The organism is Marinomonas sp. A3A, assembly GCF_018336955.1.
GTDB classification, from domain to species: domain Bacteria; phylum Pseudomonadota; class Gammaproteobacteria; order Pseudomonadales; family Marinomonadaceae; genus Marinomonas; species Marinomonas lutimaris.
On the sequence record NZ_CP025532.1, the window covers coordinates 2,487,484 to 2,508,995 of the forward strand.

The following is a 21,512-nucleotide window of genomic DNA, read 5'->3' on the forward strand; positions in this document are numbered from 1 at the left end:
TCCAACCCAACCCAAAATGAAGCGTTGACACATAAAAGAGCCTGTCTTTAAGACGGGCTTTTTATCATCAAAAAACAACACTCACAAAAACTCGAACTCACCGTGCAATTTATTGTCTTACTCTACAACAATAAGGCATGACATAATTATGCTAACAACGCTCACCATAGCGACAGGAGAACAAGTCTTATGAGTAAACCATACAACAAACTTACACCTGTAGAAGCCAGTGTAATCCTTGATAAAGGTACAGAACGCCCATTTACTGGAGAATACACCGACACCATGGAAGGCGGCCTGTATGTTTGCCGCCAATGTGATGCACCGCTTTATACCTCAGAACACAAATTCATCTCTCATTGCGGCTGGCCAAGTTTTGACGACGAAATTCCCAATGCAGTAAAACGTGTCCCTGACGCCGACGGCCGACGTATAGAAATCGTCTGCGCCAATTGCGAAGGCCACTTAGGTCACGTATTTGAAGGGGAAAGACTCACAGAAAACAACATCCGCCACTGCGTCAACTCCATCTCAATGAAGTTCGTAAGCCAAGGCTGATCACTTAGCCCAAGCGCTAAAACAATAAAACCGCCCAACTGGCGGTTTTATTGTTTCTATAACTGTTTTATTGGTGGCGTCTGAAACACAAAAAATCACCTAAAGCCGGTACTTTAAAAACAACACAAAACAGCTCTTAAATCATGACCCTCTTACTAAATGCGTAAAACTTGGCACTGAACGATCAAGCTTTATTAGCAAATCTTCAACTGCAATCTTTGAATCTTTATGGCTCCCTTACATAGAATCTGTCTCTTGTTCAACGTTAGTAATTAAACTAAGAGTTTCATCTATTGACCCCTTCGCCTTAAAAAACTTTTTCCTTGAGTAACATCACACCCGCCATTTTAATATGGTGATGTGTGAGCGATTTCAAAGAAGAGAATAAGTGTCTTGGGTGACGCTGGCGCCTTGGCGTTGGCTTTCAATAAGGCCTCTTGGCAGGCTTGTTGGGCGGCGGCTGGGTTGTCGTAGCTTTTTGCGGTCGATGAAGACTCAGTGCTATTTTTCATCTGCCCCCAAATTCCAATACCAGAAGCTCATCAGTACGTTGTAGCAGAGCGTTTAGAGCAGCTTCAAGTGAGCTTAAAGTCGTGTTAGCAGCGTCAGTCTAATAACACCGTAACGACAGAGCGGAGAATCGAAAACCTTTTATGGACGACCCAGAGTTTGAGATGGCATTTGAACGAGTAAATGCTATAAGAAACACTGACAATGCACAAAGCCCATCTATTTGATGGGCTTCTTTATAATTACTCAGGCTTTATGTTGAACAACCCCATTTATACTTCTGGGTTTTCAGATATTGTGTCTAGAATAGATTGATAAAACATCAAATCATTACTAATTTCTACGGCGCCATCACTATCTGGATCAATTGTTTTTAACTTTTCCAACAAGCTATCCATGCTAGCTTTAACTGACGCCCTAATTATGCGTAACTCCATTATATTAAACATTTTTTTCTCCTACTGTATCTTTGTATTCACTCACGTGGATGGCGTACTCATTAGCCCAATCCAATAGAGTTTTTTTCCAAATATCGACATGGATATCCTCCAAAGATCTTATAGAATAATGACCTTTAAAGATTCCATTTGTTAAATCTTTGGTTAAAGTAAATCCTGCTGGAAGTGGAGTATCCTCTGGTAAAACCCACCAATCAGGACCAAATCTAAGGTTAGGCGTAATGAACAAACTTAAGCCACCGGATTTATGATCAATCATCTTAGTTTTCGGATCGATTTTCACATCATACACTTGGGTGTCATCGCGTGGTGGCATCGTTCTGAGATAATCAAATTTAGGTTTTGTCCGAGCCCCTGCTCGAAATAAAGCAATTGGAAGCTTTATATAATACTCAACAGGTGTGTGCATAACTGATCTCCATATCAAATTTATTCCAGCAGAACATTATCTCTTCTTACTCTGATAATCAAGCAAAGCCCACTTCCGTGGGCTTTGCTTTTACTTATTGAAATAGCCTGTCGTTTAGAAGTCTGTTAAGTTACGTTGGGCGAGGTCTTTGACGCGGCTGATGTTGTCGCTTACCCAGTCTGCTTACCTAAATTAAAAAACTAGCTGGGCGATTTTTGGGCTCTTATTTTTCTGGGAAAGTGCGGACGGCTTGAATTAGGTCGATGAGTTCTTTTGATGGAACGACGACGGGGTCGCTTTGTATCTGCATGGATTAAATGAAGGTTTTTCCTCTAGGCTCAAACTCGGAATCTGAAAGCTTATCGTATAGTTCAACTATGACCTTGCGGAGAATGATGATTATTGGTTCAAGTAGATCCACTTGAACTTCATCAAACTGCTTATTACCATGAAACATATTGCATCTAACTGTATAAATATAATCCATAACAGCGTTTACTTTTACCTCAACTGTCTTTGACCTTAAATTCTCAGCTAATTCTTTATCTTTTATCTGTTGACGCTTCCCATAAAGCATACTCAACTTGATATAAAACCTTCCTGTTTCAATAAAATAAGCCAGTTCATCGATGCAACGAGCACATTCATCTTCGGAAAATATTCTTTCTAGATTTTCATACCCTATATATTGAGGTGCAAATATTGTTGCTCCTTTGCGATCTGGAAACCCTTGTCTTTCGTTTAACTTAATTATCTTCGCTCTCGCTAGAGAAAATGTTGCTTCGGCATATAGTTTGTTATAAAGCGTAAACAGTGAAAATGCTTTATTAAAATAACCAGAAAGACTTTTATCGACGTAGCTATCTGCTTTATTTAACCATTCATTATAAAAGTACTGAACATGAGGATGTAATGCCACATTTTTCTCCTATTTAGAAAGACGGCTAATTCCATCTAACCCAATCCCAAACTTATCCCTTTACCCCAATAAAAACAACAACTAAATCCCACTTTCGCAGGCTTTAGTTGCTTGCTGCTTAGAAGTCTACAAAGTTGCGTTGGGCGTAGTCTTTGACGCGGTGATGTTGTCGTTTACCCAGTCTGCTTGCCTGAATTAAAAAGCGAGTCGTGCTATTTGCTGTTGCTTATTTTGTTAGGAAAGTGCGGACGGCTTGGATTAGGTCGATGAGTTCTTTTGAGGAAACAACGACGGGGTCGCTTTGTATCTGCATGGATTTGACGATGTTGTTGAGCAGATAAAGGCTAAGCGCTATTTTTCACCTACTCCTAAACTCTAAAAAATAATTTAGTCTCTCCTTTTTGGCGTCATAAGCTCTTGAATTAAATCGTCGCTAACCCTATCCGCTTGGCTTAAATAAAGCCCTAAATTATCAACCAAGCCTTGCGTATTTCTCATTATATGACCTAATTTAACATCACTACTAGAGTTAATCCAATTAGATAATTTAACTAAATTCCTTGAAGCTTCAATCATTTTATCTTTTGATGGCAAACCTGTAATTTTTGCAATGTTTTTATAAAAAGGTATTAAAGTCGTATGTGCTATAAGAGTTCCAGAATACTCCCTATAAGCATTAAATACTTTATCTAGATCATTTTGATCAAACGTTTCACTATTATGGGCTATATGACCTAATAAAAATTGATCTATTTGAATTTTCGCTAAAGTTTTTTTCACTTCTTGAACAGGCTCAATAATAAGTTTTAATATAGCCTGACCAATAACAAAAATAAAGACGCCTGAAATTACTGTTAAGAAAATACTCAAACCATACTCCAGTTTTTTAAGATTATTAGTTTCATCTACACGCCCAGTAAAATTATCTTCTTATCCGAATAAAAACAACAACTAAAGCCCACATCGGGGCTTTAGTTGCTTACCGCTTAGAAGTCTACAAAGTTGCGTTGGGCAAAGTCTTTGACGCGGGTGATGTTGTCGTTTACCCAGTCTGCTTACCTGAATTAAAACGCTAGTCGTGCTATTTGCTGTTGCTTTTTTTGTTAGGAAAGTACGAACTGCTTGGATTAGGTCGATGAGTTCTTTTAATGAAACGACGACGGGGTCGCTTTGTATCTGCATGGATTTGACGATATTGTTGAGCAGTTGCCTTCCTTGGAGGGAATAGCTGTCCATTTTCGCTAGCGCTAGATTGTCTGTGGTTGTTTTTGCTAGTGGAGCTGTTTTTCCATTTGATTTAAGGCGTTGATGTAGGCTTCTTTGAATTGGGCGGCTTTGGTGCCGGTGAAGCCCATGGCCAAAAAGACGAAGCCGTCGCGGGTGATGCGGTACATAGGGCGAGTCTTGTCTTGTTCATTTTTGTAGTTGCCGTGGTGAAATTAAATATCAGTCGCAAAGGAGGACAAGTTCGAGTCGGTGTGACAGCATCAAAAGACGTGACGGTACATCGTGAAGAGATTTATAAAGGCATTAAAGAATGAAATAGAAATGATGTGAAAAAGGGAGAGTTTAGAACTTTGGGGAGATTAAGGTGGCATCTCTACCAGCCGCACCTCGGCACACAAGTCCACCGCTGTGGCTGCTTCCTTCCGGACCTGACCAGATTAACGGTTTATCGTTGCGAGGGGACCAGCAGAGACACCATAAAGGAGGCTTGTTGACCTTGGGGCGCAATTATACGCAGCCAAATCGAAATATCAACCGCCTTTCTTATGTATTTTCAAATACTTAAATCTTTCTGCTTATAAGCACCCTTTCCTACTCTTGTTCCTATGCTTGCGCTTTTTAGTATCAAGCTATAACGCTGCTTCTATTTACGGTAAGATACGCGCCATTAAGAATCATAGGAGTAGCGAGTTGAAGCTATTTGTAAAAAACCTAACCCACGTGGATTTTTCCTACTTTGATGCCACACGTGGTTTGTTGGGCGAAAGCTGGCAGACAGACATTGTACTGACCGGCAAGTTAAACGATGAAAGTATGATTTGTGATTTCAGTATCGTGAAAAAACAAATCAAGAAATGGTTGGATGAGAATATCGATCACATGCTGGCGATTCCTGCTGAGCACAGCGGATCAACTATGACTCCATTAGCTGATGATCGCGTATCTTTTCACTTTGATCATAGTAAAACCACAGCTAACGATAAACGCGTGTTTCAATGTGACGCACCTACTCAAGCCATTTGCGTATTGCCAATGACCGAAATCACACCAGAAGCGGTCGCTAAATGGGTTGAATCACAAATTCTTAATCTGCTTCCAGCGGAATTAGAAGCGGTCAGCGTGCGTTTTTCACCAGAACAAATTACTGGCGCGCAATACCAATACAGCCATGGTTTAAAGAAGCATGCCGGTAATTGCCAGCGTATTGCTCATGGCCATCGTTCTACGGTTGAGATTTACGCCGATGGCGCACGTAATGCTGCAATGGAACACGATTGGGCAAAACGTTGGGAAGACATCTATTTAGGCACCCAAGAAGATTTGATAAATCAGGTCACTGAAAACGGTGTAAATTATCACTGCTTTAGCTACACAAGCCAGCAAGGATTGTTTGAGCTAAAAATCGACAGCAATCAAGTCTACATGCTGGATTGCGATACCACTGTTGAATCGCTTTCCGCACACATTGCCGATGTATTAGCAGAAGAGAATCAAGGTGTGCACATTGAAGCCCACGGTTTTGAGGGCATTGGTAAAGGCGCAATTTCAGAAAAAATAAAGGCCAGAATATGAGCTTAAAAGAATACGAAAACCTCGCCAAAGGCGAGAAGCTATCTCTAGATACAGTATTAGCGAATCTAAAAACAGACGAGCATGGCTTGGTCGCGGCCATCGCGCAGCAACATGATACTGGTGAAGTTTTGATGCTGGCGTACATGAACGAGAAATCGATTCGTGAGACGTTAGAAACGGGCCAAGTGTGTTACTGGTCTCGCTCACGTCAAACTTACTGGCGTAAAGGTGAAAGCTCAGGGCATCGCCAAACGCTAGTATCCATGTCATTTGACTGTGATGGTGACGCGATTCTAATCAAGGTTAATCAACAAGGTCCAGCCTGCCACACAAATCGACGCGACTGCTTCTTTTTTACGGTTGACGGCAATGACGTGGTTATCAGCTCCGCACCATCAGAGAACAATTAAGCCCTCAAGAATGCACAAAAATAGAGCATAGCGGGAAAACCACTATGCTTCTCCTCCCTTTTTACGTTATCTTACTATTCGCCAGCTTTGCTTGCACATTCCCTACAGAGTGCATATTCAAGCTTGAGCAATAAAAAAAACAAAATAAATTAGATCCTCTCTAAACACGTGGATATTTTTGCCAAGCTTTAGATCAAATAAAGTACAGGTTGCGGGGACGATATAAGCCAACATCCTTCGTACGAGATAATGCAACTTGATTGGCATAAGTATTGCTGTACTAGAGATATCGACCAACACTCTTAATTCATTGGATTAACTATGTTAAATCTGTCCGTACGCACCAAAATACTCTCACTTATTGCACTCTTTTCGTTAGTAATTATTGGCATCAGCATTAGCTCTGCACTGACCAGTAAATCCGTTTCTTCCGAATTACAAAGCCTTTCTTCTCAAAGCCTTCAACTCGTTAAAAATCTAGAAAAAAGCCGCCAGCTTTTACTGCAACAATCTGTTGAATTTGAGCGTGGTTATTTCCAAGTCTCTATCGCAAAATCTATTGGTGGATATGGCACTGAACAGATTGCAGAGTCTGCCGCAAAATTCAAAACTTATACTGGTGAACTAGTCACCAGTATAGAGAATGTAAAAAGCATTCTTGCCACCATGCCAGTTCATGATGGATTAGGTGACCTACTAGAACAAATTAAAGCCCTAGAAGAGCAACAAGCTATTTTCTTAGAAGCCAGCACAGAAACCTACAGCTGGTGGGTAAAGTTAAATACCATGAAAGCAAGTAAATCTCGTCGCGCTGCCGACGAGAGCCTAATCACGGTGAACAAGCAAATGGAGGACATTATTGCCTCTATAAATGAATACAGCAGCGCCGTGGCTGATAATCAAAATCACAAACTAGACCAAACCATTTACACTAGTGGCATACTAGCTGCCGTGCTTATTGTGATTGGTATCGCCATCAGCATCATCATTGTTAACGGCATTTGTAGACCACTTATTAAAGCGGTTCGACGTGCAGAAGAAATTGCCTCAGGTGATTTGGTTCAATCTAAAATCGCCAGCACACGCAAAGACGAAATCGGCATGCTAGAAACAGCAATGGACAAACTCGTTGTACAACTTAGTAGCATTTTGCATGACGTAGCAGAATCCAGCTCGATGCTAACAACTGCCGCCAATGATCTTAATCGCATTACCGACGAATCCTCTGAAATGGTAGATCGCCAGCAACAAGAAACCAATTTTATCTCTCAAGCGATACAAGAAATACAAGCCACGGCGGTACATGTTTCTGAATCAACTACAGACGCAAGCCAAGCTGCACACGAGGCAGAAACAGCCGCGAACGAAGGCACGACCATTGTCACAAAAACAATTAATAGCATTCAGGAGTTAGCAAGCGAAATTGCCAGCTCTGCGGATACTATTAATGAATTGCAAACCAATACCAAAGAAATCAGTAATATTCTTAACGTCATTCTAGGTATTGCAGAACAAACCAACCTACTCGCTTTAAACGCAGCGATTGAAGCGGCACGAGCAGGTGAGCAAGGCCGTGGCTTTGCCGTAGTAGCCGATGAAGTACGCCATCTTGCACAAAACACCCAGAATGCTACGCAAGAGATCGAAAAAATGATCGCCTTATTACAAAGCGGCACTAGCTCTGCAGTAAAAGCCATGACATCAAGTCATCAGCGCTCTACCGATGCAGTGAATCAGGTCAAACATGAGGAGGACTCGCTTCATCATATCAACCAATCCGTGTCTAAGATTCGTGATATGAACGATCGAATTTCAGCAACCGCCGAAGAACAAGCCTCGGTAACCGCTGAAGTAAGCCGCAACGTCGAGAATATTACCGAAATTGCCTCACGTACAACGAAGTCGATTCATTCTATTAGCAACTCTGCAGAACAACTGGCCTCATTGGCAACACAACTTTCAGCTAAGATCAGTTATTTCAAAGTATAGTGTTACAGGAGTATACTTTTTAGATTAAGATTTCAGGGGAAGTTAGTCACTTCCCCTTTTCATTCCTAGGAGAAAATCATGTGTCGTTGGATGGCGTATCAAGGTGACGCGGTTTACCTTGAGTCATTACTTTTCAAACAAGAGCATTCTTTAATTCATCAAAGCTTAAGCGCTAGAAAATCGGAAGTCACAGTGAATGCTGATGGTTTTGGTTTGGGCTGGTACGATGAACGCGAGGAACCAGGCCTTTATCATGAAGTATTGCCTGCATGGAGTGATAGTAATTTAAAAAGCCTAGCGAAACATATTAAAAGCGGCTTGTTTTTCGCCCATGTGCGCTCTTCCACTGGCACAGAAACCAATCGCTCAAACTGCCATCCATTCAGTTACAAAAACTGGCTATTCATGCACAACGGACAAATTGGTGGCTATGAGTCTTTACGCTGGCAACTGGATCGCTTGATACCTGAACATCTTTATAGCCATCGACATGGCGCAACCGATTCCGAAGTGATTTTCTTATTGATGATTGCCAATGGATTAGAAGCTAATCCTGAAGCTGCGATAGAAATGACCCTAGCGCAAATTATGGAGATGATGAAACAGAAAAACATCAAAGATCCGTTGCGTTTCACAGCGGTTTTTTCAGATGGGGAAGAAATCACCGCCATTCGCTTTTCTAGTGACGAACTAGCACCAAGCTTATACTGCAAGCAATTTGAAAAACACATCGTGATTGGCTCAGAACCGCTAGACCATTCCAGTGACAGCTGGACTCAAGTACCAGCAGGTCACATCGCGAAAATCAAAGACCAAAACTACCGAATTCAACCTTTATCTGAACTATTAAAAATGACCGCCTAGCGGTCATTTTTTTGGCTCTTCTTTTTTTGAACTCTTCTCGTTTTAGTAAATATTTTATCTTTTATATCATTACACGTTATCTTCACGACTTGTCACCCAGATTAAGCTTTTTCTTTCTCTCGGTACGCATAGGTTGCATCAAAACGTGACTGAATCCAGTCGCCACTCAAGATCCCATCATATTTGGCAGGTTTATCAGCGGTCGCGCAGCTTGGCACACACTCAACATTGGTTTCGTAATCTGGTTCCACAAAGAATGGGAACGAGTAGCGATGCACATCTGGCAATGAAGCACGCACTCGATGCGCTGTAGAAACGTATTCGTCATTAGTCCAACGCTGCATTAAGTCGCCGATATTGACCACTAAGGCATTGTCAATTGGCGTCGCATCAACCCACTCGCCTTTGCGGTTCTTCACTTGTAAGCCACCTATTTGATCTTGCAATAGCAAGGTGACACAACCGTAATCCGTATGCGCACCCGCACCATTGTCATGATCGTTGGCTGGGCGTGGCGGATAGTGAATCATGCGCAAAACAGTCACGTGATCTTTGAAGCCGCGTGTAAAGAAGTCATCCTCTAAAGACAAGGCTTGCGCCATAGCCGTCAGCAGCTTCTGCGCCACTTGGAAAGCCTCTACATAGTATTCTTGCAGCACTTCTAGTGTCGTAGGATCACTTGGATTCTGGTTAGGGCCGTAAGCCGTCGGATATTTAATCGCCAAAGGGTGATCTTTAGGAAAGTCCAACGCCATATCAAAGGTTTCTTTCCAATCCGCATGACCAATTTCGTCGAGCTGCTCTTCGCCAATATTGCCGTAGCCACGGTGATTAATGCTGTTTTTTATGTCGATGGCGCTTTTAACATCTTGTGGCTGATTAAAAAATCGCTTGGCTTCGCGCATTAGTGCTGCCATCAATTCTTTCGGAATGCCTGTATTGGTAAGGTAGAAGAATCCAATCTCTCGGCACGCCTTGTCTAGGGCGTTTATTTCAGTTTGGCGGACTAACTCGCTCTCGTGAGTCAGTTTAGATAAATCAATCAATGGAATGGACATTACGCGTTCCTTAGGCTCTGGAAGACAGTTTAATAAGTTGTGTGTGCTTGGGATTAAAGCGTTTTAGACCCATTTCACCAAAATCCACGAAAATCATTTGTTTGGCGTCTCGCTCTTGTCGGACAACAACGCCCTGACCAAATTGGTCGTGACGGACTTTGTCGCCGGGCTGCAAGAGACTTTTACCTTCAACCCGATGACGAAATGTCAGCGACGGAGATGGATCGACCGCGTTCAAATAACGTTGAAAGACCGAACCTTTTTCCGTATCAATTGGCGTGCCAACATTCTCGACATACCAAGCTTCGCAAATACGGCTCACCGCGTAAGGCTGTGCTTCGAACACAAAGCGCGACAGAGACAAGCTCTTTAGTGCCGCTCGGGGAATATCACCCTGCTTCATCCGCTTACTTTCATCGGCACTGGGCGTTTCTAACAGCACGAGTTTCTGTTTGGCGCGGGTAATCGCCACATAAAACAAACGTCGCTCCGACGCCATATCACTGGCGGCTTGTTTATCAATGGCGCTTAAGTCTTCATCGTAATAAGGGAAGCGCCCTTCTTGTAAGCCTGACAATAATACCTGATCGAACTCCAAGCCCTTTGACTTGTGAATCGTCATCAAATGCACGCCATGAACATCATCCGTTTGTTTTTCATTCAAAGTGGCAAGCTGTTCTAATATTGATTTTGCATCACCGCCAACACCACGTACATAGGCCATAAAGGCATCGCAGGTAGCGATTTTTTCTTGGGTCTGAATATCTTTACTGCTGGTGCTTTCAAAGTAGCGATAAATGCCTAACTTTTCTAAAGTGTGCGCCAAGCCTTGCCCCGGATCGGTGCGATAAACGCCTAGGCTGCGCAACCAATCAGCACGTTCGTATAGTTTTTTAGCACGCCAACCATCTGTCGCGTCAGCCACGGACTCGATAATCTGCGGCAACAAATGCGGCGCTTGTTTCGCTTGTTGGATCAAGGTTTTGCGCTGCGCCATGGAACCACCAAGGCTCGGTACCGTCAGCAAGTATTCGATATCATCCGGATGAAAAAAGGTGTTCGACGTTTCCAAGCCACCAGCAATCACCGCAAGATAGGCCATTAGCATGCGAATCTGACGATTTTCTAATAGCGGCGAATCACCGTGCAATTGATACGGCACACCTTTGTGCATCAAGGCGAGTTGCACTGGCACCATGTCGCTGTACAAACGCACCAACACGGCGGTGTCACTTAATGCGCGACCTTCCTCTACCCAAGATTTCAACTCACCCAACAAGGCTTTGCCTGTCTTCGGTGCGCGGGCAAAAGACACTCGCGTGCGTTCGCCAGCGCCAATCACTAAAGCATCAGGATCGTTTTCACTGATCACGCTCGACGCCATTAAACCGACGGCGTGACCGAAACGAAAACTGGTACTTAGCGGATAAGTCGCCACACCAGCAAAGTCTTGGTCAAACTGACTTGCCATGATCTCTGGGCTGGCACCGCGCCATTCGTAAATACATTGCTGTACGTCGCCCACAATCATCCATTGACAAGGCGCAGGATAAAGCAATTTTAATAGCTCGTATTGGCAAGGATTAATATCTTGAAATTCGTCAATTAACAAATAACGGAAATCAGGTACTAAGCCACGCACTCTCACGCGTTCAGCTTCGTCTAATTCACTGATTAATTCATAAGGGTCACTGAGCAAATCCGCAAAAAAGCGGATGTTATTACGTTTACGTAGCTTCTCTAGCTCATCGTATAACGCTGGGAAAAACTTACGCTCGTTAGACCAGCCCAAAGCTTCAAAAACGATCTGCGCTGGTTGATCAGACGCTTTGACTTGATCGACAAACAACAGCACGTCTTCAAGCCAGTCTTTCTCGTCTAGCATAGCGATTTTCTCGCCATTGCGAACCAGACGCTGTAACGCCTCGCGCAACATTTTTACCAAACTAAAATCATCGGTAATGAGCTTGGCGGCAGACAACCAACCTTGCTGTTCCAAACGACGACAAAACTTCATACCAAAGGCATGAAAGGTCATCACACTGGGAGAGCGTAAATGCCCTGCTGCCATAAGGCGCTTACTCAAACGCTCGGAGAATTCCTCCTGTGCGCTTTTATTAAACATAAACACGCCGATGTGAGAAGGATCCACACCCTGAGCCAACAAATGCTCGATACGAGAAATTAAGGTGGTGGTTTTACCCGCGCCAGCCACGGCAATGACTTTCGCTGGTGACGTGAGATCATGATTTACAACAAGCGTTTGCTCATCGGTTAACGAGGTGGTCACCTCTGTATTGGGTTGCGCTTGTGTCAAAATAATCTTGCCTAGTATTTATACGATTGGATCTTCAATTACTAATTATCGACTTTTAAGTCATTAGTTTTTCTAGTCTTCAAACAACTTGCCGATCTCACGAAACGCCAGATGTTCTCTGCCAGCGATCTTGGCAATGGATTCGCCACACACCACCAAACGGCGCTGTACACGGGCAAAAAACACGCCATTGGTGCGTGAAACCAAAGGATAACTGGAGCTTTCCACGTCATCGTCCATTAGGTTCACCACTTCACCAATCACTTCGCCTTCTTCTACTTCGTCGCCAATGGCTTTGTGATAACAGACAATGCCAGCACACGGCGCTTTGACTAAATCCATGGCATCCAGTGGATAATATTCAACGTCGCTGTCATCAATCGCGGGTGACTTACCAGCAATCACTTCTCGCAGCACAAGATAATCAAATAAAGCTTGTGCATCTTGCTGAGCAAACTCATTAGAAATGTCATTTTCGCCGCGTAATTCTACCGTTAAAGAGCGGCTTCCCCAAGGAATCAAATGGGCATAATGGGCTTTTAAATCACGCCACACACTGACATTGGTTTCGTCAAACGAAGCGGCGCCGGTTTCTAATTCAGACAAGCCGACTTTCGCGCCCAATAGCGCCAATAATGGCTTAAAGTGGCCTTCAAATTCTTGTGCGACATAGGCGTGCATGCTGGCTTCCCCGGAACAATGCAGATCGATCACTTCATCTGCATCCATAGACAAAGCCAACAAGGTTTTCTTCATACCTTGCAGTTCGGTGGTTTCTGGCAGCAACACCAATTCGTCGTGAATCGCTTGACGAACAATGTCTATATTGCTTTCTATATCACCCGTTATATCGCCCTTGATGCGCTTTTCTACTTTCGCGCCTAACTGAGGCCAGTTGCGGTTAAAATTACCGCCACCGTCAGAAAACGCAAAGCGGCCCGGAATATAACCGTGAAAATTTTGCGCCAAACCAATCGGGTTCGCCACAGGCACGATGACAATCTCACCTTGAATCAAACCTGCATCGTCGGCTTTTTTCAGTTTTCTCAGCAAGGTGTTAAGCACCAAAAACCCCGGCCATTCGTCTGCATGTAATCCCGCCTGAAAATACACTTTAGGACGCGCACCTGCTTCACCAAAGTGATGGGCTTTTAACACACGCTGAGTGCCTGGTGTAGCGCTCGGTAATACATGAGAGTAAATTTGGTAAGACATAACACCTCGAAAAAAGCTGTAAAACATTCGCCCAATTTGAGCCTGCAACATGGTACGCTAAAACCAATTTTTAATAAAAAACAATTCCTTAAATAAAGGACTGTAAGAAACAAGGATCTATTTACGTCTAAGCTTTCGTAAAGATTAAAACAACTAAAGAACATCAGGAGAAAGGAATGAGAAAATCGTTTGTCGCGGCTTCCATCGCTGCCGCCCTAGCCTTATCAAGCTTGCCTACACTAGCCACTTCAACTCAAAACAACGCAAGCCAACAAAGCTGGCAAGACACGCTTCAACAAGCCAAAGGCCAAACCGTGTATTTCAACGCTTGGGGCGGAGCCGACAACATTAACGATTACATTCAATGGGCAGCCGACCGTATAAAAGCAGAATACGATGTCACACTGAAACAAGTGAAACTGACCGACACATCTGATGCGGTAAACCGAGTATTGGCCGAAAAGACCGCTGGCAAAAATAGCAATGGCTCCATCGACCTTATCTGGTTGAATGGCGAAAATTTCCGCGCCATGAAAGACAACAATCTATTATTTGGTCCATTTAGCCAATCATTACCAAACTACATCAATTATGTAGACGAAAATGCTCGTCAAAGCTTAACCCAAGACTTCGGCACCCCGGTCGATGGCATGGAGTCCCCTTGGGGCATGGCGCAAGTCATCTTTATGTATGACACAGTAATTTTGAACAATCCGCCTAAATCCATTGCCGAATTACTGACTTACGCCAAAGCACATCCTGGACGAATCACCTATCCAGAACCACCGCAATTCCTTGGTTCAACATTTTTGAAACAAGCTTTGTACGAATTAACACCTTACCGCAAAGCGCTAGCACAACCCGCAGACAGTGTGGATTTCGACAAGATTACCGCACCTTTGTGGGCCTATTTAGATCAGCTTCATAAGGTCGCATGGCGCAATGGTCAAACCTTTCCATCCAGCTCAGAAGAAATGATGCGTTTACTCGATGACCAAGAAATCGATGTAGCATTAAGCTTCGACATTTCCGCGGCATCGGTTCAGATCGACAAAGGTAATCTACCAGACTCGGTGCGCTCTTACGTTTTCACCAACGGCACCATTGGTAACACCCACTTTCTAGCAATTCCGTATAACAGTGGCGCAAAAGCGGGAGCACAAGTTGTGGCAAACTTTATGTTGTCACCAGAAGCGCAAATTAAAAAGCAAACGCCAACTATTTGGGGCGACTTAAGTGTTTTATCTTACGCAAAATTGCCTGCGTCTGAACAAGCCAAATTTGACGCTCTGCCTCGTGGTATCGCCACATTAAGCATTGAAGAGTTAGGCCAAACGTTACCCGAGCCACACAGTAGTTGGGTGGGAGCGTTAGAGTCTGAGTGGCGTAAACGTTACGCACAATAAGGTTTGAAGGTACGATGTGATTCCCGCGATGAGACCATCGCAATACCCCCTCCCAGCCTCCCCCTTAGCAGGGGGAGGAGCAGACTGTTTTAATTCCCTCCCCTTGTGTCTTTGAAGGGGAGGATTAGGGTGGGGCTTTAGGGCTTAATAAAGGTCTACAAAATTCGCTTAGTACCTTTAGCGACAAGCTCAAAGGCGGGAATGACAGACATTAGTGGCTATGATTATTACCCCCCCCCAAATATATTAAGAAGCAAGATGCCGTTAAAACACGCGAAATGGATCACTGGGATAATTAGGCTGTTATTGGTATTTCCCATTGCCATTGGTTTGATCGGCACCTTGCTTCCTGCGTTTGCATATTTCCCTCCCCTTGGTGAATACGACCTTTCCTTCTCTCCTTGGCGTGACTTGTTTACCCAAGGGGAATTTTACGCCAGTTTAAAACTCACTCTCATAACGGGAATTGCCGCGCCTCTGCTTGCCCTTTGGTTCGCTCTGTCGCTGTTGGCTTGGGGCTATCAGCGTCCGTTTTTCCGAAAAATAGAAGCTCTGTTATCACCGATTTTGGCGATTCCCCATGCAGCCATTGCCATTGGCCTGTTGTTTCTATTGAGTCCATCTGGTTGGTTAATTCGATTATTTAGCCCTTGGCTAACAGGCTTTGATCGCCCACCTAACTGGATTACCGTACAAGATCCTTATGGCGTTTCACTGATTCTCGCCCTTGTGATAAAAGAAATGCCTTATCTCTTGTTTGTCATGCTCGCCACCATGAAGAGCATCAAGGCGCGAGAAAGCCTACAAGTCGGTCAAGCCCTCGGTTACAGCCGTTTTACCTTGTGGCGAAAAGTGTTAATTCCTCAGCTGTATCCGATTATTCGTTTGCCCATTTTCATTGTTATTGCCTTTAGTTTGACCGTGGTCGATTTGGCCTTGGTGATTGGCCCCAACACACCGTCAACACTGGCGGTGACATTGTTACGCTGGTTTAATGACCCCGATTTATCCATGCGTTTAATGGCAAGCGCTGGGGCCATTTCTCTTATGTTGATCATTGTTGCCGTTTTAGCAGGCTGGGAAGTGGCGCACTTATTGTTTAGTCGATTAACACGTGCAGAACGCAGCAATGGCAAGCGTGCGGGTCTTACTGACTTCGCGCTTCGAATGGGTGTCATGCTCGGGTTGCTGGCTTTAATCAATGCGTTTGTTGCTCTGCTTGTGCTGCCTATTTGGTCACTTACTCGACGCTGGCGCTTTCCCGATGCGCTGCCCAGTCAATGGACATGGGACAATATCGAACGCGCCACGCCGCTGTTGATGGAACTCACAAGCAACACGCTCATTATTGCGCTGATAGCCACGCTGCTGGCTTGTGTCATCAGTCTTGTGATGTTGGAAACCAAACGACATAAGATGACACATTCAGTCCAGAGCGACACGCCCCATTTATTTGATTGGCTGATTTACGTGCCCATTCTATTGCCGCAAATTGGTTTTTTGTTTGGCCTGCATGTGTTGCTGATTTATCTAAATCTCAATGGCGACCTACGGGCCATTATTGCCCTGCATCTCATGTATGTTTTGCCTTATGTGTATCTGACCCTAAAAGGCCCGTATTTAGCGTATCAAGAGGAATACTTACAGCAAGCCAATCGGCTCAACCATCGTCCTTGGCGCAACTATCTTGTGGTTAAAATCGCCATGCTGAAACCCGCTATTTTCACCGCCTTTGCCATTGGTTTTTCTGTCAGTATCGCCCAATATTTGCCTACGCTCATTGCGGGTGAAGGCCGTTACAACACGTTAACAACCGAAGCCGTTGCCCAAGCTGCATCAGGCGATAGAAAGCAAGTGGGCAGCATGGCCATGTTGCAAGCCTTCTTTCCCATCATGGTGTTTTGGCTCGCGCAATTTATTCCACCGCGCTGGACTAGGTGGCGCTTGGTATTAAAAACTTTGTTTAGCAGAAGGAAGACATCGTGCTCAGTGTAAATGCGTTTTCTTTGTCTTTGGGCGATAAGACACTTATCAAAGATTTGAGCTTCGAGATCACCGATGGTCAGGTTTTGTCCATCATGGGGCCAAGCGGCATTGGCAAATCCAGCCTACTGCATTTTTTAAGCGGATCTTTATCACCGAATTTAACTACCACTGGCGAAGCCTTTTTAAACGACGAAGCTTTGCACACAAAATCCATGCAAGATCGAAAAGTCGGCTTTTTACAACAAATGCCCTTGCTGTTCCCGCACATGAGCATCACTGAAAACCTCATGTTCGCTATTCCTGCTGACATCCATAAGCAAGAACGTATCAACATGGCGCAAAACGCCTTGGAAAAACTCGGCATTCCCGACAAAGCCAATGCCCTACCGAAAGAACTGTCTGGCGGTCAACAGGCTCGTGTTGCCTTGCTACGAACCCTGCTTTCCAAACCGGATTATTTACTATTGGACGAACCCTTCAGCAAACTTGATCCAGCACTAAGGCGTGACGTACGAGCCTTTGTGCTAAACGAAATACGCCAAGCGAACATACCCGCGTTGCTTGTCACACACGATCCTGAGGATGCAAAAGCCATGGAAGGAGAATGTTTGGAGTTAGGCCGTGAGTAAATAGCCCTTTAATCTCATATAAAAAAATAGATAAACTATTAGCCGACACCTAAAATCAAAAGGATGATGAATAATGAGTAAAGTCGTAGAAACGGAACTTCCTAGCAACAGCCTTCTTACCGATCGTATCAATAAATCGGATTTCATAGACAGCTACGCTGTTCAATCCAATTTATCACCTCGCGAAGCAGCTGAAATTATTACCGACTTTCCCGGATGGGCAAGTTTCTTGGTAAAAATACGCAATGCTGTTGTTTCAAAGTTTGGTCTGTTAAGCGATGGGCCAGAAGCATCCGACAAGGTTGGTTTTTTCCCAGTTGATTCAGAGAATGATCATGAACTAATCGCTGGGTTTAATGATAAACATTTAGACTTTAGAATCTCTGTCATGTCTAAGGATGGTCGAGTATTTTTATCGACTTGGGTACATCCCCATAACATCGGCGGAAAAATCTACCTTAAAACTATTCTTCCCTTTCATGTTTTAATTGTTCGGAATGCGTTGGCTCGCGTTCAGAGGTTAAATTTTTCTAACAGCGTCTAAGCTGTGATAAGAGCAGCTAACAGCATAAAAAGAGCATGTGACTTTATTGATCCCAGCTTATCAGTCCGCATAAAAAATTTGCCAAATAGTCAGTATTTCCGAAGTTGCTGCCATATTCGTCAAAACACCTTTATTTTGCACAATACCACCAGTAAAATTCTTATTCCTGTCAGAAAACATCTCTTTCTACCCTCATGTCTGAATTTTCATGAATAAAAACAAAAATCGTAGTGGCGTTGGATAGGTCCTCTTTAAACAAAAGTAGCCCTTAATAAGTAGTTGTCTAATAATCATGAATACAAAAACACACACTCAACCCAATAGTGCTGATGATGGAAATGCTCCTCATCGACGCTTAAATCGAAGTGATGCCAAAACCTTAAGTTTGTCCGCTCTTGGTGGCGCGTTAGAATTTTACGATTTTGTCATTTTCGTTTACTTTGCCAACGTTGTTGGTAGTCTTTTCTTTCCAGCAGACATGCCAGATTGGTTACGCCAAGTACAAACCTACGGCATTTTTGCGGCGGGTTACTTAGCCCGTCCTCTAGGCGGCGTTATCATGGCTCACTTTGGCGATAAACTTGGTCGTAAACGCATGTTTATGATGAGTATTTTCCTGATGGCTGTACCGACATTAGCAATTGGTTTAATGCCTACTTACGAGACGATTGGTATTGCCGCTCCTCTATTGCTTTTGCTATTCCGTATTTTACAGGGTGCGGCTATTGGTGGAGAGGCTCCAGGAGCTTGGGTCTTTGTAACAGAGCACGTTTCTAAGCGTCATGTGGGGTTCGCTTGTGGTGTGCTGTCTGCTGGCCTTGTTGCGGGTATTTTAATTGGTTCCTTGGTGACAACCTTCTTACACGCTATCTATTCAGCGGAAGAGATCCACAGTTTTGCATGGCGTTACCCTTTCATTCTAGGTGGTTTGTCTGGCTTTGTGACTATGTATTTACGTCGTTGGTTGCACGAGACGCCAGTTTTTAAGGCAATGGAACAGCGTAAAGAGTTAGCCGAAGACCTGCCTCTTAAGACAGTACTAAAAGGGCATATTCCTTCGGTTGTGGTTTCCATGGCCGTTACTTGGGTCTTAACGGCAGCTATTGTGGTAACTATATTGATGACGCCAGCTTTGCTGCAAAAACTTATTCAGCTAGATCCTCAAACATCATTAGAAGCCAATAGCGTGGCGATTATTTTCGTTTTAATTGGCACGCTGGTATGTGGCGCTTTAGCAGATCGTTTTGGAAATGGCCCAATACTGGCAATTTTTAGCGTTGGTCTTGGTGCAAGTTATTGGGTGTTTTATAGCACTATGCTGCAAGATACATCCTTGCTCTTTCCATTATACGCTTTGGTTGGTTTCTTTGTCGGCTTAGTGGGTGTTGTCCCTGCGATTGCAGTGAAAAGCTTCCCTCCTGCGATTCGTTTCACGGGTCTGTCGTTTTCTTATAATTTGGCTTATGCCATTTTTGGTGGTACAACGCCACTGGTGGTGAGTACGTTAATAAATGAAGATCCATTAGCTCCTGCGTATTACGTCACGCTTGTTTGTTGCGTAGGTGTTTTGGCAAGCCTTGCTGTTATGCGTTTTCGAGTACGCTTGGATGTGGCTGCCAACCCAGCCTAATCCTTTATAGGATTAATCAATAATAGCCAAGACCGTCGATACGGCCTTGGCTTTTTTGTGCTTAAAAAGTAGCTTATCCCAAATAATTTGCTCCAAGCATGATGAAATAATAACCTCTAGTGCATTCATTTAGCCTTAAACTCTAGTAAGGATACGACTATGCTTGAGCTCAAAAATGAGAAACACATTGCGGAGCAATTTCTTCAAGGAATGCTGAAAGCCGATGACACGGGCAACTATGAGTTGTTTATTAAACATTACGAAGAGGAGGATCTTGTCGATTTCTCTCCAGAGCGTTTTGAGTATGACATCAAACACATGCAAGCCAAAAATGGTCGAAACGTGGGTTACGAGTATTTTGGGGCTTTACAAGGCTATCGGGATGGCAATCATGACGGTTGCTTTCGCTTTGTGTGAAAAGGTATTTACGAGAAACGCGAAGCTCTGATCGTCATTGGTATCCATCACAAAAATGATACCTGGTATGTAAATGAATCAACGGTTCGATAGAACTCAACAAGATTATTGCCTAAATTAATCCGTCATGCTTCCGTACAAATTGCATATTTCTTGATCAAGATTTATACTGCATAACAATACGGAATGTATCCGTACAGTTGGAGGCTAAAAATGGCGACTGCACGTTTAGATATTCGGCTTGATGAAGAAATTAAAGCCAAAGCAGAAAAAGCGTCCGCTCTTTTAGGACTAAAAAGTCTGACTGAGTACGTTGTTCGATTGATGGACGAAGATGCTTCGCATGTTATTGCTAAACATGAGAGTCTTATAGTGAAAAAAGATGTTTTTGAGCAATTTCTCATGGCTTGTGAACAAGCAGAAAAACCTAATAATGCACTCAAGGAAGCAGCTGCATTTACTAAAGATGAAGGCTTTCGTTAAGTCGAAAGCGATTAACTAGCAACAATAGGTTGAAAAAATGAGCTGGAAAAAGGAATTTGAAGAGCTAAAAAAATCGGACCATGATCGCGACTCTTTCGATTGTGGTGAAGATGAACTGAATACATTTATCAAAACTCAGGCTGCGAAACATATGCAAGCGGGTATCAGCCGAACTATGGTTTTACCTGCAGTGCAGCCTCTGCTTAATAAAAAATACCCTATTTGCTCATTTTATTGCGTTGCTGCCAGCTCCATAGGCAGAGAAACTTTACCTAAAAATTTAGCTAAAAAGCTGCCTACCTACCCTATTCCAGTATTTTTACTGGCCCAGTTAGCCGTTCATAAAGAGTTCCACGGCAATGGACTTGGTAAAGTGAGTTTAATAAAAGCACTGGAATATTTATGGCGAGTCAATCAATACATGAAAGCCTTCGCGGTGGTTGTTGACTGCCTGACAGAGTCTGCTCAACATTTTTATAAGAAATATGGTTTTGAATTCTTATGTGAACATAATGGTCGTATCCGGCTGTTCCTACCGATGAAAACGATTGAACAGTTATTTTGCGACTAACTCTCTTCTCTTCTTAGCCTCTTAATATCCAAAAAAGAGGCCCAATCTTAATATTTAAAATAAGATTTTCATATTTATTAAGACTGCAGCCTCATTCATTTTAAATTATTAATTCTATCGTTATCTCTCTTCTTTTATCTTCAAAACTCACCCTTTTATTTTATAACGTAGTAAAACAATAAAGAAATAACACTACAACACTAATCGTTAGATATGTAACTTATATCAATCAAAACGCTTACATAACTAATCATTAGACATGACAGTTATTTATAAGCGCCAATTTTGAGCTGAACGCTTATTTTTAGGGCTCTACCGCGCATTTTTGGAGCACACTAAA

The 21,512-nt window shown here is 43.4% G+C and carries 23 protein-coding genes and 1 other RNA gene; 14 read left to right on the forward strand and 10 right to left on the reverse strand.

Annotation, left to right across the window (positions count from 1 at the left end; translation table 11 throughout):
* Positions 1 to 189 precede the first annotated feature (189 nt).
* Positions 190 to 558, forward strand: a complete 369-nt coding sequence (locus CYL31_RS11610) for a methionine-R-sulfoxide reductase (protein ID WP_212915404.1) — start codon at positions 190 to 192, stop codon at positions 556 to 558.
* Between the two features lie 347 nt (positions 559 to 905).
* On the opposite strand, the gene CYL31_RS11615 is transcribed toward CYL31_RS11610, so the two are convergent.
* The 6 genes from CYL31_RS11615 to CYL31_RS20710 form a co-directional block, all read right to left on the reverse strand.
* A complete protein-coding gene (locus tag CYL31_RS11615; protein ID WP_212915405.1) occupies positions 906 to 1,070 on the reverse strand; it encodes a hypothetical protein in 165 nt (54 codons plus the stop codon).
* Between the two features lie 270 nt (positions 1,071 to 1,340).
* Positions 1,341 to 1,517, reverse strand: a complete 177-nt coding sequence (locus CYL31_RS11620) for a hypothetical protein (protein ID WP_212915406.1) — start codon at positions 1,515 to 1,517, stop codon at positions 1,341 to 1,343.
* Positions 1,510 to 1,935, reverse strand: coding sequence for a Tse2 family ADP-ribosyltransferase toxin (locus tag CYL31_RS11625; protein ID WP_212915407.1), 426 nt, complete (start codon positions 1,933 to 1,935; stop codon positions 1,510 to 1,512). The genes CYL31_RS11620 and CYL31_RS11625 overlap by 8 nt, the downstream gene beginning before the upstream one ends.
* Positions 1,936 to 2,248: 313 nt before the next feature.
* Positions 2,249 to 2,854 carry a hypothetical protein gene (locus CYL31_RS11630; protein ID WP_212915408.1) on the reverse strand — a complete coding sequence of 202 codons (606 nt, stop codon included), beginning with the start codon at positions 2,852 to 2,854 and terminating at the stop codon, positions 2,249 to 2,251.
* Between the two features lie 387 nt (positions 2,855 to 3,241).
* Positions 3,242 to 3,724 carry a hypothetical protein gene (locus tag CYL31_RS11635; protein WP_212915409.1) on the reverse strand — a complete coding sequence of 161 codons (483 nt, stop codon included), beginning with the start codon at positions 3,722 to 3,724 and terminating at the stop codon, positions 3,242 to 3,244.
* Positions 3,725 to 4,125: 401 nt separating this feature from the next.
* The gene (locus tag CYL31_RS20710) at positions 4,126 to 4,248 is read right to left on the reverse strand and encodes a Rha family transcriptional regulator (RefSeq protein WP_249411562.1); all 123 of its coding nucleotides are present in this window, start codon (positions 4,246 to 4,248) and stop codon (positions 4,126 to 4,128) included.
* Positions 4,249 to 4,287: 39 nt separating this feature from the next.
* On the opposite strand from CYL31_RS20710, the gene CYL31_RS20875 reads away from it, so the two are divergent.
* Positions 4,288 to 4,395, forward strand: a complete 108-nt coding sequence (locus CYL31_RS20875; RefSeq protein WP_502845437.1) for a carbon storage regulator — start codon at positions 4,288 to 4,290, stop codon at positions 4,393 to 4,395.
* A gap of 57 nt (positions 4,396 to 4,452) precedes the next feature.
* Here the strand turns inward: CYL31_RS20875 and ffs are convergent.
* An RNA gene (gene ffs, locus CYL31_RS11650) (signal recognition particle sRNA small type) lies at positions 4,453 to 4,549 on the reverse strand.
* Between the two features lie 222 nt (positions 4,550 to 4,771).
* On the opposite strand from ffs, the gene CYL31_RS11655 reads away from it, so the two are divergent.
* The 4 genes from CYL31_RS11655 to CYL31_RS11670 all read left to right on the forward strand — a co-directional run bounded on the left by CYL31_RS11655 (position 4,772) and on the right by CYL31_RS11670 (position 8,916).
* Entirely contained in the window at positions 4,772 to 5,653 is an 882-nt protein-coding gene (locus CYL31_RS11655) for a 6-carboxytetrahydropterin synthase (RefSeq protein ID WP_212915411.1), read from the forward strand.
* Complete coding sequence (gene hisI / locus CYL31_RS11660) at positions 5,650 to 6,063, forward strand: phosphoribosyl-AMP cyclohydrolase (RefSeq protein ID WP_212915412.1); 414 nt, start codon at positions 5,650 to 5,652, stop codon at positions 6,061 to 6,063. The genes CYL31_RS11655 and hisI overlap by 4 nt, the downstream gene beginning before the upstream one ends.
* Before the next feature lie 321 nt (positions 6,064 to 6,384).
* Complete coding sequence (locus CYL31_RS11665) at positions 6,385 to 8,052, forward strand: methyl-accepting chemotaxis protein (RefSeq protein ID WP_212915413.1); 1,668 nt, start codon at positions 6,385 to 6,387, stop codon at positions 8,050 to 8,052.
* 78 nt (positions 8,053 to 8,130) lie between these two features.
* Positions 8,131 to 8,916: a class II glutamine amidotransferase gene (locus CYL31_RS11670; RefSeq protein WP_212915414.1), complete on the forward strand. Its 786-nt coding sequence runs from the start codon at positions 8,131 to 8,133 to the stop codon at positions 8,914 to 8,916.
* 101 nt (positions 8,917 to 9,017) lie between these two features.
* On the opposite strand, the gene CYL31_RS11675 is transcribed toward CYL31_RS11670, so the two are convergent.
* From CYL31_RS11675 to CYL31_RS11685, 3 genes are all read right to left on the reverse strand, one after another.
* A complete protein-coding gene (locus CYL31_RS11675) occupies positions 9,018 to 9,974 on the reverse strand; it encodes an isopenicillin N synthase family dioxygenase (protein ID WP_212915415.1) in 957 nt (318 codons plus the stop codon).
* Between the two features lie 10 nt (positions 9,975 to 9,984).
* Positions 9,985 to 12,291 carry an ATP-dependent helicase gene (locus CYL31_RS11680; RefSeq protein ID WP_249411563.1) on the reverse strand — a complete coding sequence of 769 codons (2,307 nt, stop codon included), beginning with the start codon at positions 12,289 to 12,291 and terminating at the stop codon, positions 9,985 to 9,987.
* A 72-nt stretch (positions 12,292 to 12,363) separates the two neighbouring features.
* Complete coding sequence (locus tag CYL31_RS11685; protein WP_212915416.1) at positions 12,364 to 13,506, reverse strand: succinylglutamate desuccinylase/aspartoacylase family protein; 1,143 nt, start codon at positions 13,504 to 13,506, stop codon at positions 12,364 to 12,366.
* 176 nt (positions 13,507 to 13,682) lie between these two features.
* Here CYL31_RS11685 and CYL31_RS11690 point away from each other — a divergent pair, with 176 nt between their 5' ends.
* The 8 genes from CYL31_RS11690 (at position 13,683) to CYL31_RS11725 (ending at position 21,172) form a co-directional block, all read left to right on the forward strand.
* Positions 13,683 to 14,912 carry an ABC transporter substrate-binding protein gene (locus tag CYL31_RS11690; RefSeq protein ID WP_212915417.1) on the forward strand — a complete coding sequence of 410 codons (1,230 nt, stop codon included), beginning with the start codon at positions 13,683 to 13,685 and terminating at the stop codon, positions 14,910 to 14,912.
* A 258-nt stretch (positions 14,913 to 15,170) separates the two neighbouring features.
* Complete coding sequence (locus tag CYL31_RS11695) at positions 15,171 to 16,907, forward strand: ABC transporter permease (RefSeq protein ID WP_212915418.1); 1,737 nt, start codon at positions 15,171 to 15,173, stop codon at positions 16,905 to 16,907.
* Positions 16,895 to 17,527: an ATP-binding cassette domain-containing protein gene (locus CYL31_RS11700; protein ID WP_212915419.1), complete on the forward strand. Its 633-nt coding sequence runs from the start codon at positions 16,895 to 16,897 to the stop codon at positions 17,525 to 17,527. The genes CYL31_RS11695 and CYL31_RS11700 overlap by 13 nt, the downstream gene beginning before the upstream one ends.
* 73 nt (positions 17,528 to 17,600) lie before the next feature.
* Positions 17,601 to 18,071 (forward strand): DUF2867 domain-containing protein, encoded by a 471-nt coding sequence (locus tag CYL31_RS11705; RefSeq protein WP_212915420.1) that lies wholly within the window; start codon positions 17,601 to 17,603, stop codon positions 18,069 to 18,071.
* Between the two features lie 292 nt (positions 18,072 to 18,363).
* A complete protein-coding gene (locus CYL31_RS11710) occupies positions 18,364 to 19,701 on the forward strand; it encodes an MFS transporter (protein ID WP_212915421.1) in 1,338 nt (445 codons plus the stop codon).
* A gap of 159 nt (positions 19,702 to 19,860) precedes the next feature.
* On the forward strand, positions 19,861 to 20,118 hold the full coding sequence (locus CYL31_RS11715; protein WP_212915422.1) for a hypothetical protein: 258 nt from the start codon (positions 19,861 to 19,863) through the stop codon (positions 20,116 to 20,118).
* Positions 20,119 to 20,331: 213 nt separating this feature from the next.
* Positions 20,332 to 20,601 (forward strand): type II toxin-antitoxin system TacA family antitoxin, encoded by a 270-nt coding sequence (locus CYL31_RS11720; RefSeq protein ID WP_212915423.1) that lies wholly within the window; start codon positions 20,332 to 20,334, stop codon positions 20,599 to 20,601.
* Positions 20,602 to 20,638: 37 nt separating this feature from the next.
* Positions 20,639 to 21,172, forward strand: coding sequence for a GNAT family N-acetyltransferase (locus CYL31_RS11725; RefSeq protein ID WP_212915424.1), 534 nt, complete (start codon positions 20,639 to 20,641; stop codon positions 21,170 to 21,172).
* The last annotated feature ends 340 nt before the right edge of the window (positions 21,173 to 21,512 follow it).

What these genes read in the sequence shown, in the direction of transcription:
- CYL31_RS11610 (WP_212915404.1), top strand. Translation starts at nt 190, where the DNA reads ATGAGTAAACCATACAACAAACTTACACCTGTAGAAGCCAGTGTAATC.
- CYL31_RS11615 (WP_212915405.1), bottom strand. Translation starts at nt 1,070, where the DNA reads ATGAAAAATAGCACTGAGTCTTCATCGACCGCAAAAAGCTACGACAAC.
- CYL31_RS11620 (WP_212915406.1), bottom strand. Translation starts at nt 1,517, where the DNA reads ATGTTTAATATAATGGAGTTACGCATAATTAGGGCGTCAGTTAAAGCT.
- CYL31_RS11625 (WP_212915407.1), bottom strand. Translation starts at nt 1,935, where the DNA reads ATGCACACACCTGTTGAGTATTATATAAAGCTTCCAATTGCTTTATTT.
- CYL31_RS20710 (WP_249411562.1), bottom strand. Translation starts at nt 4,248, where the DNA reads ATGTACCGCATCACCCGCGACGGCTTCGTCTTTTTGGCCATGGGCTTC.
- hisI (WP_212915412.1), top strand. Translation starts at nt 5,650, where the DNA reads ATGAGCTTAAAAGAATACGAAAACCTCGCCAAAGGCGAGAAGCTATCT.
- CYL31_RS11665 (WP_212915413.1), top strand. Translation starts at nt 6,385, where the DNA reads ATGTTAAATCTGTCCGTACGCACCAAAATACTCTCACTTATTGCACTC.
- CYL31_RS11670 (WP_212915414.1), top strand. Translation starts at nt 8,131, where the DNA reads ATGTGTCGTTGGATGGCGTATCAAGGTGACGCGGTTTACCTTGAGTCA.
- CYL31_RS11675 (WP_212915415.1), bottom strand. Translation starts at nt 9,974, where the DNA reads ATGTCCATTCCATTGATTGATTTATCTAAACTGACTCACGAGAGCGAG.
- CYL31_RS11685 (WP_212915416.1), bottom strand. Translation starts at nt 13,506, where the DNA reads ATGTCTTACCAAATTTACTCTCATGTATTACCGAGCGCTACACCAGGC.
- CYL31_RS11690 (WP_212915417.1), top strand. Translation starts at nt 13,683, where the DNA reads ATGAGAAAATCGTTTGTCGCGGCTTCCATCGCTGCCGCCCTAGCCTTA.
- CYL31_RS11695 (WP_212915418.1), top strand. Translation starts at nt 15,171, where the DNA reads ATGCCGTTAAAACACGCGAAATGGATCACTGGGATAATTAGGCTGTTA.
- CYL31_RS11705 (WP_212915420.1), top strand. Translation starts at nt 17,601, where the DNA reads ATGAGTAAAGTCGTAGAAACGGAACTTCCTAGCAACAGCCTTCTTACC.
- CYL31_RS11710 (WP_212915421.1), top strand. Translation starts at nt 18,364, where the DNA reads ATGAATACAAAAACACACACTCAACCCAATAGTGCTGATGATGGAAAT.
- CYL31_RS11715 (WP_212915422.1), top strand. Translation starts at nt 19,861, where the DNA reads ATGCTTGAGCTCAAAAATGAGAAACACATTGCGGAGCAATTTCTTCAA.
- CYL31_RS11720 (WP_212915423.1), top strand. Translation starts at nt 20,332, where the DNA reads ATGGCGACTGCACGTTTAGATATTCGGCTTGATGAAGAAATTAAAGCC.
- CYL31_RS11725 (WP_212915424.1), top strand. Translation starts at nt 20,639, where the DNA reads ATGAGCTGGAAAAAGGAATTTGAAGAGCTAAAAAAATCGGACCATGAT.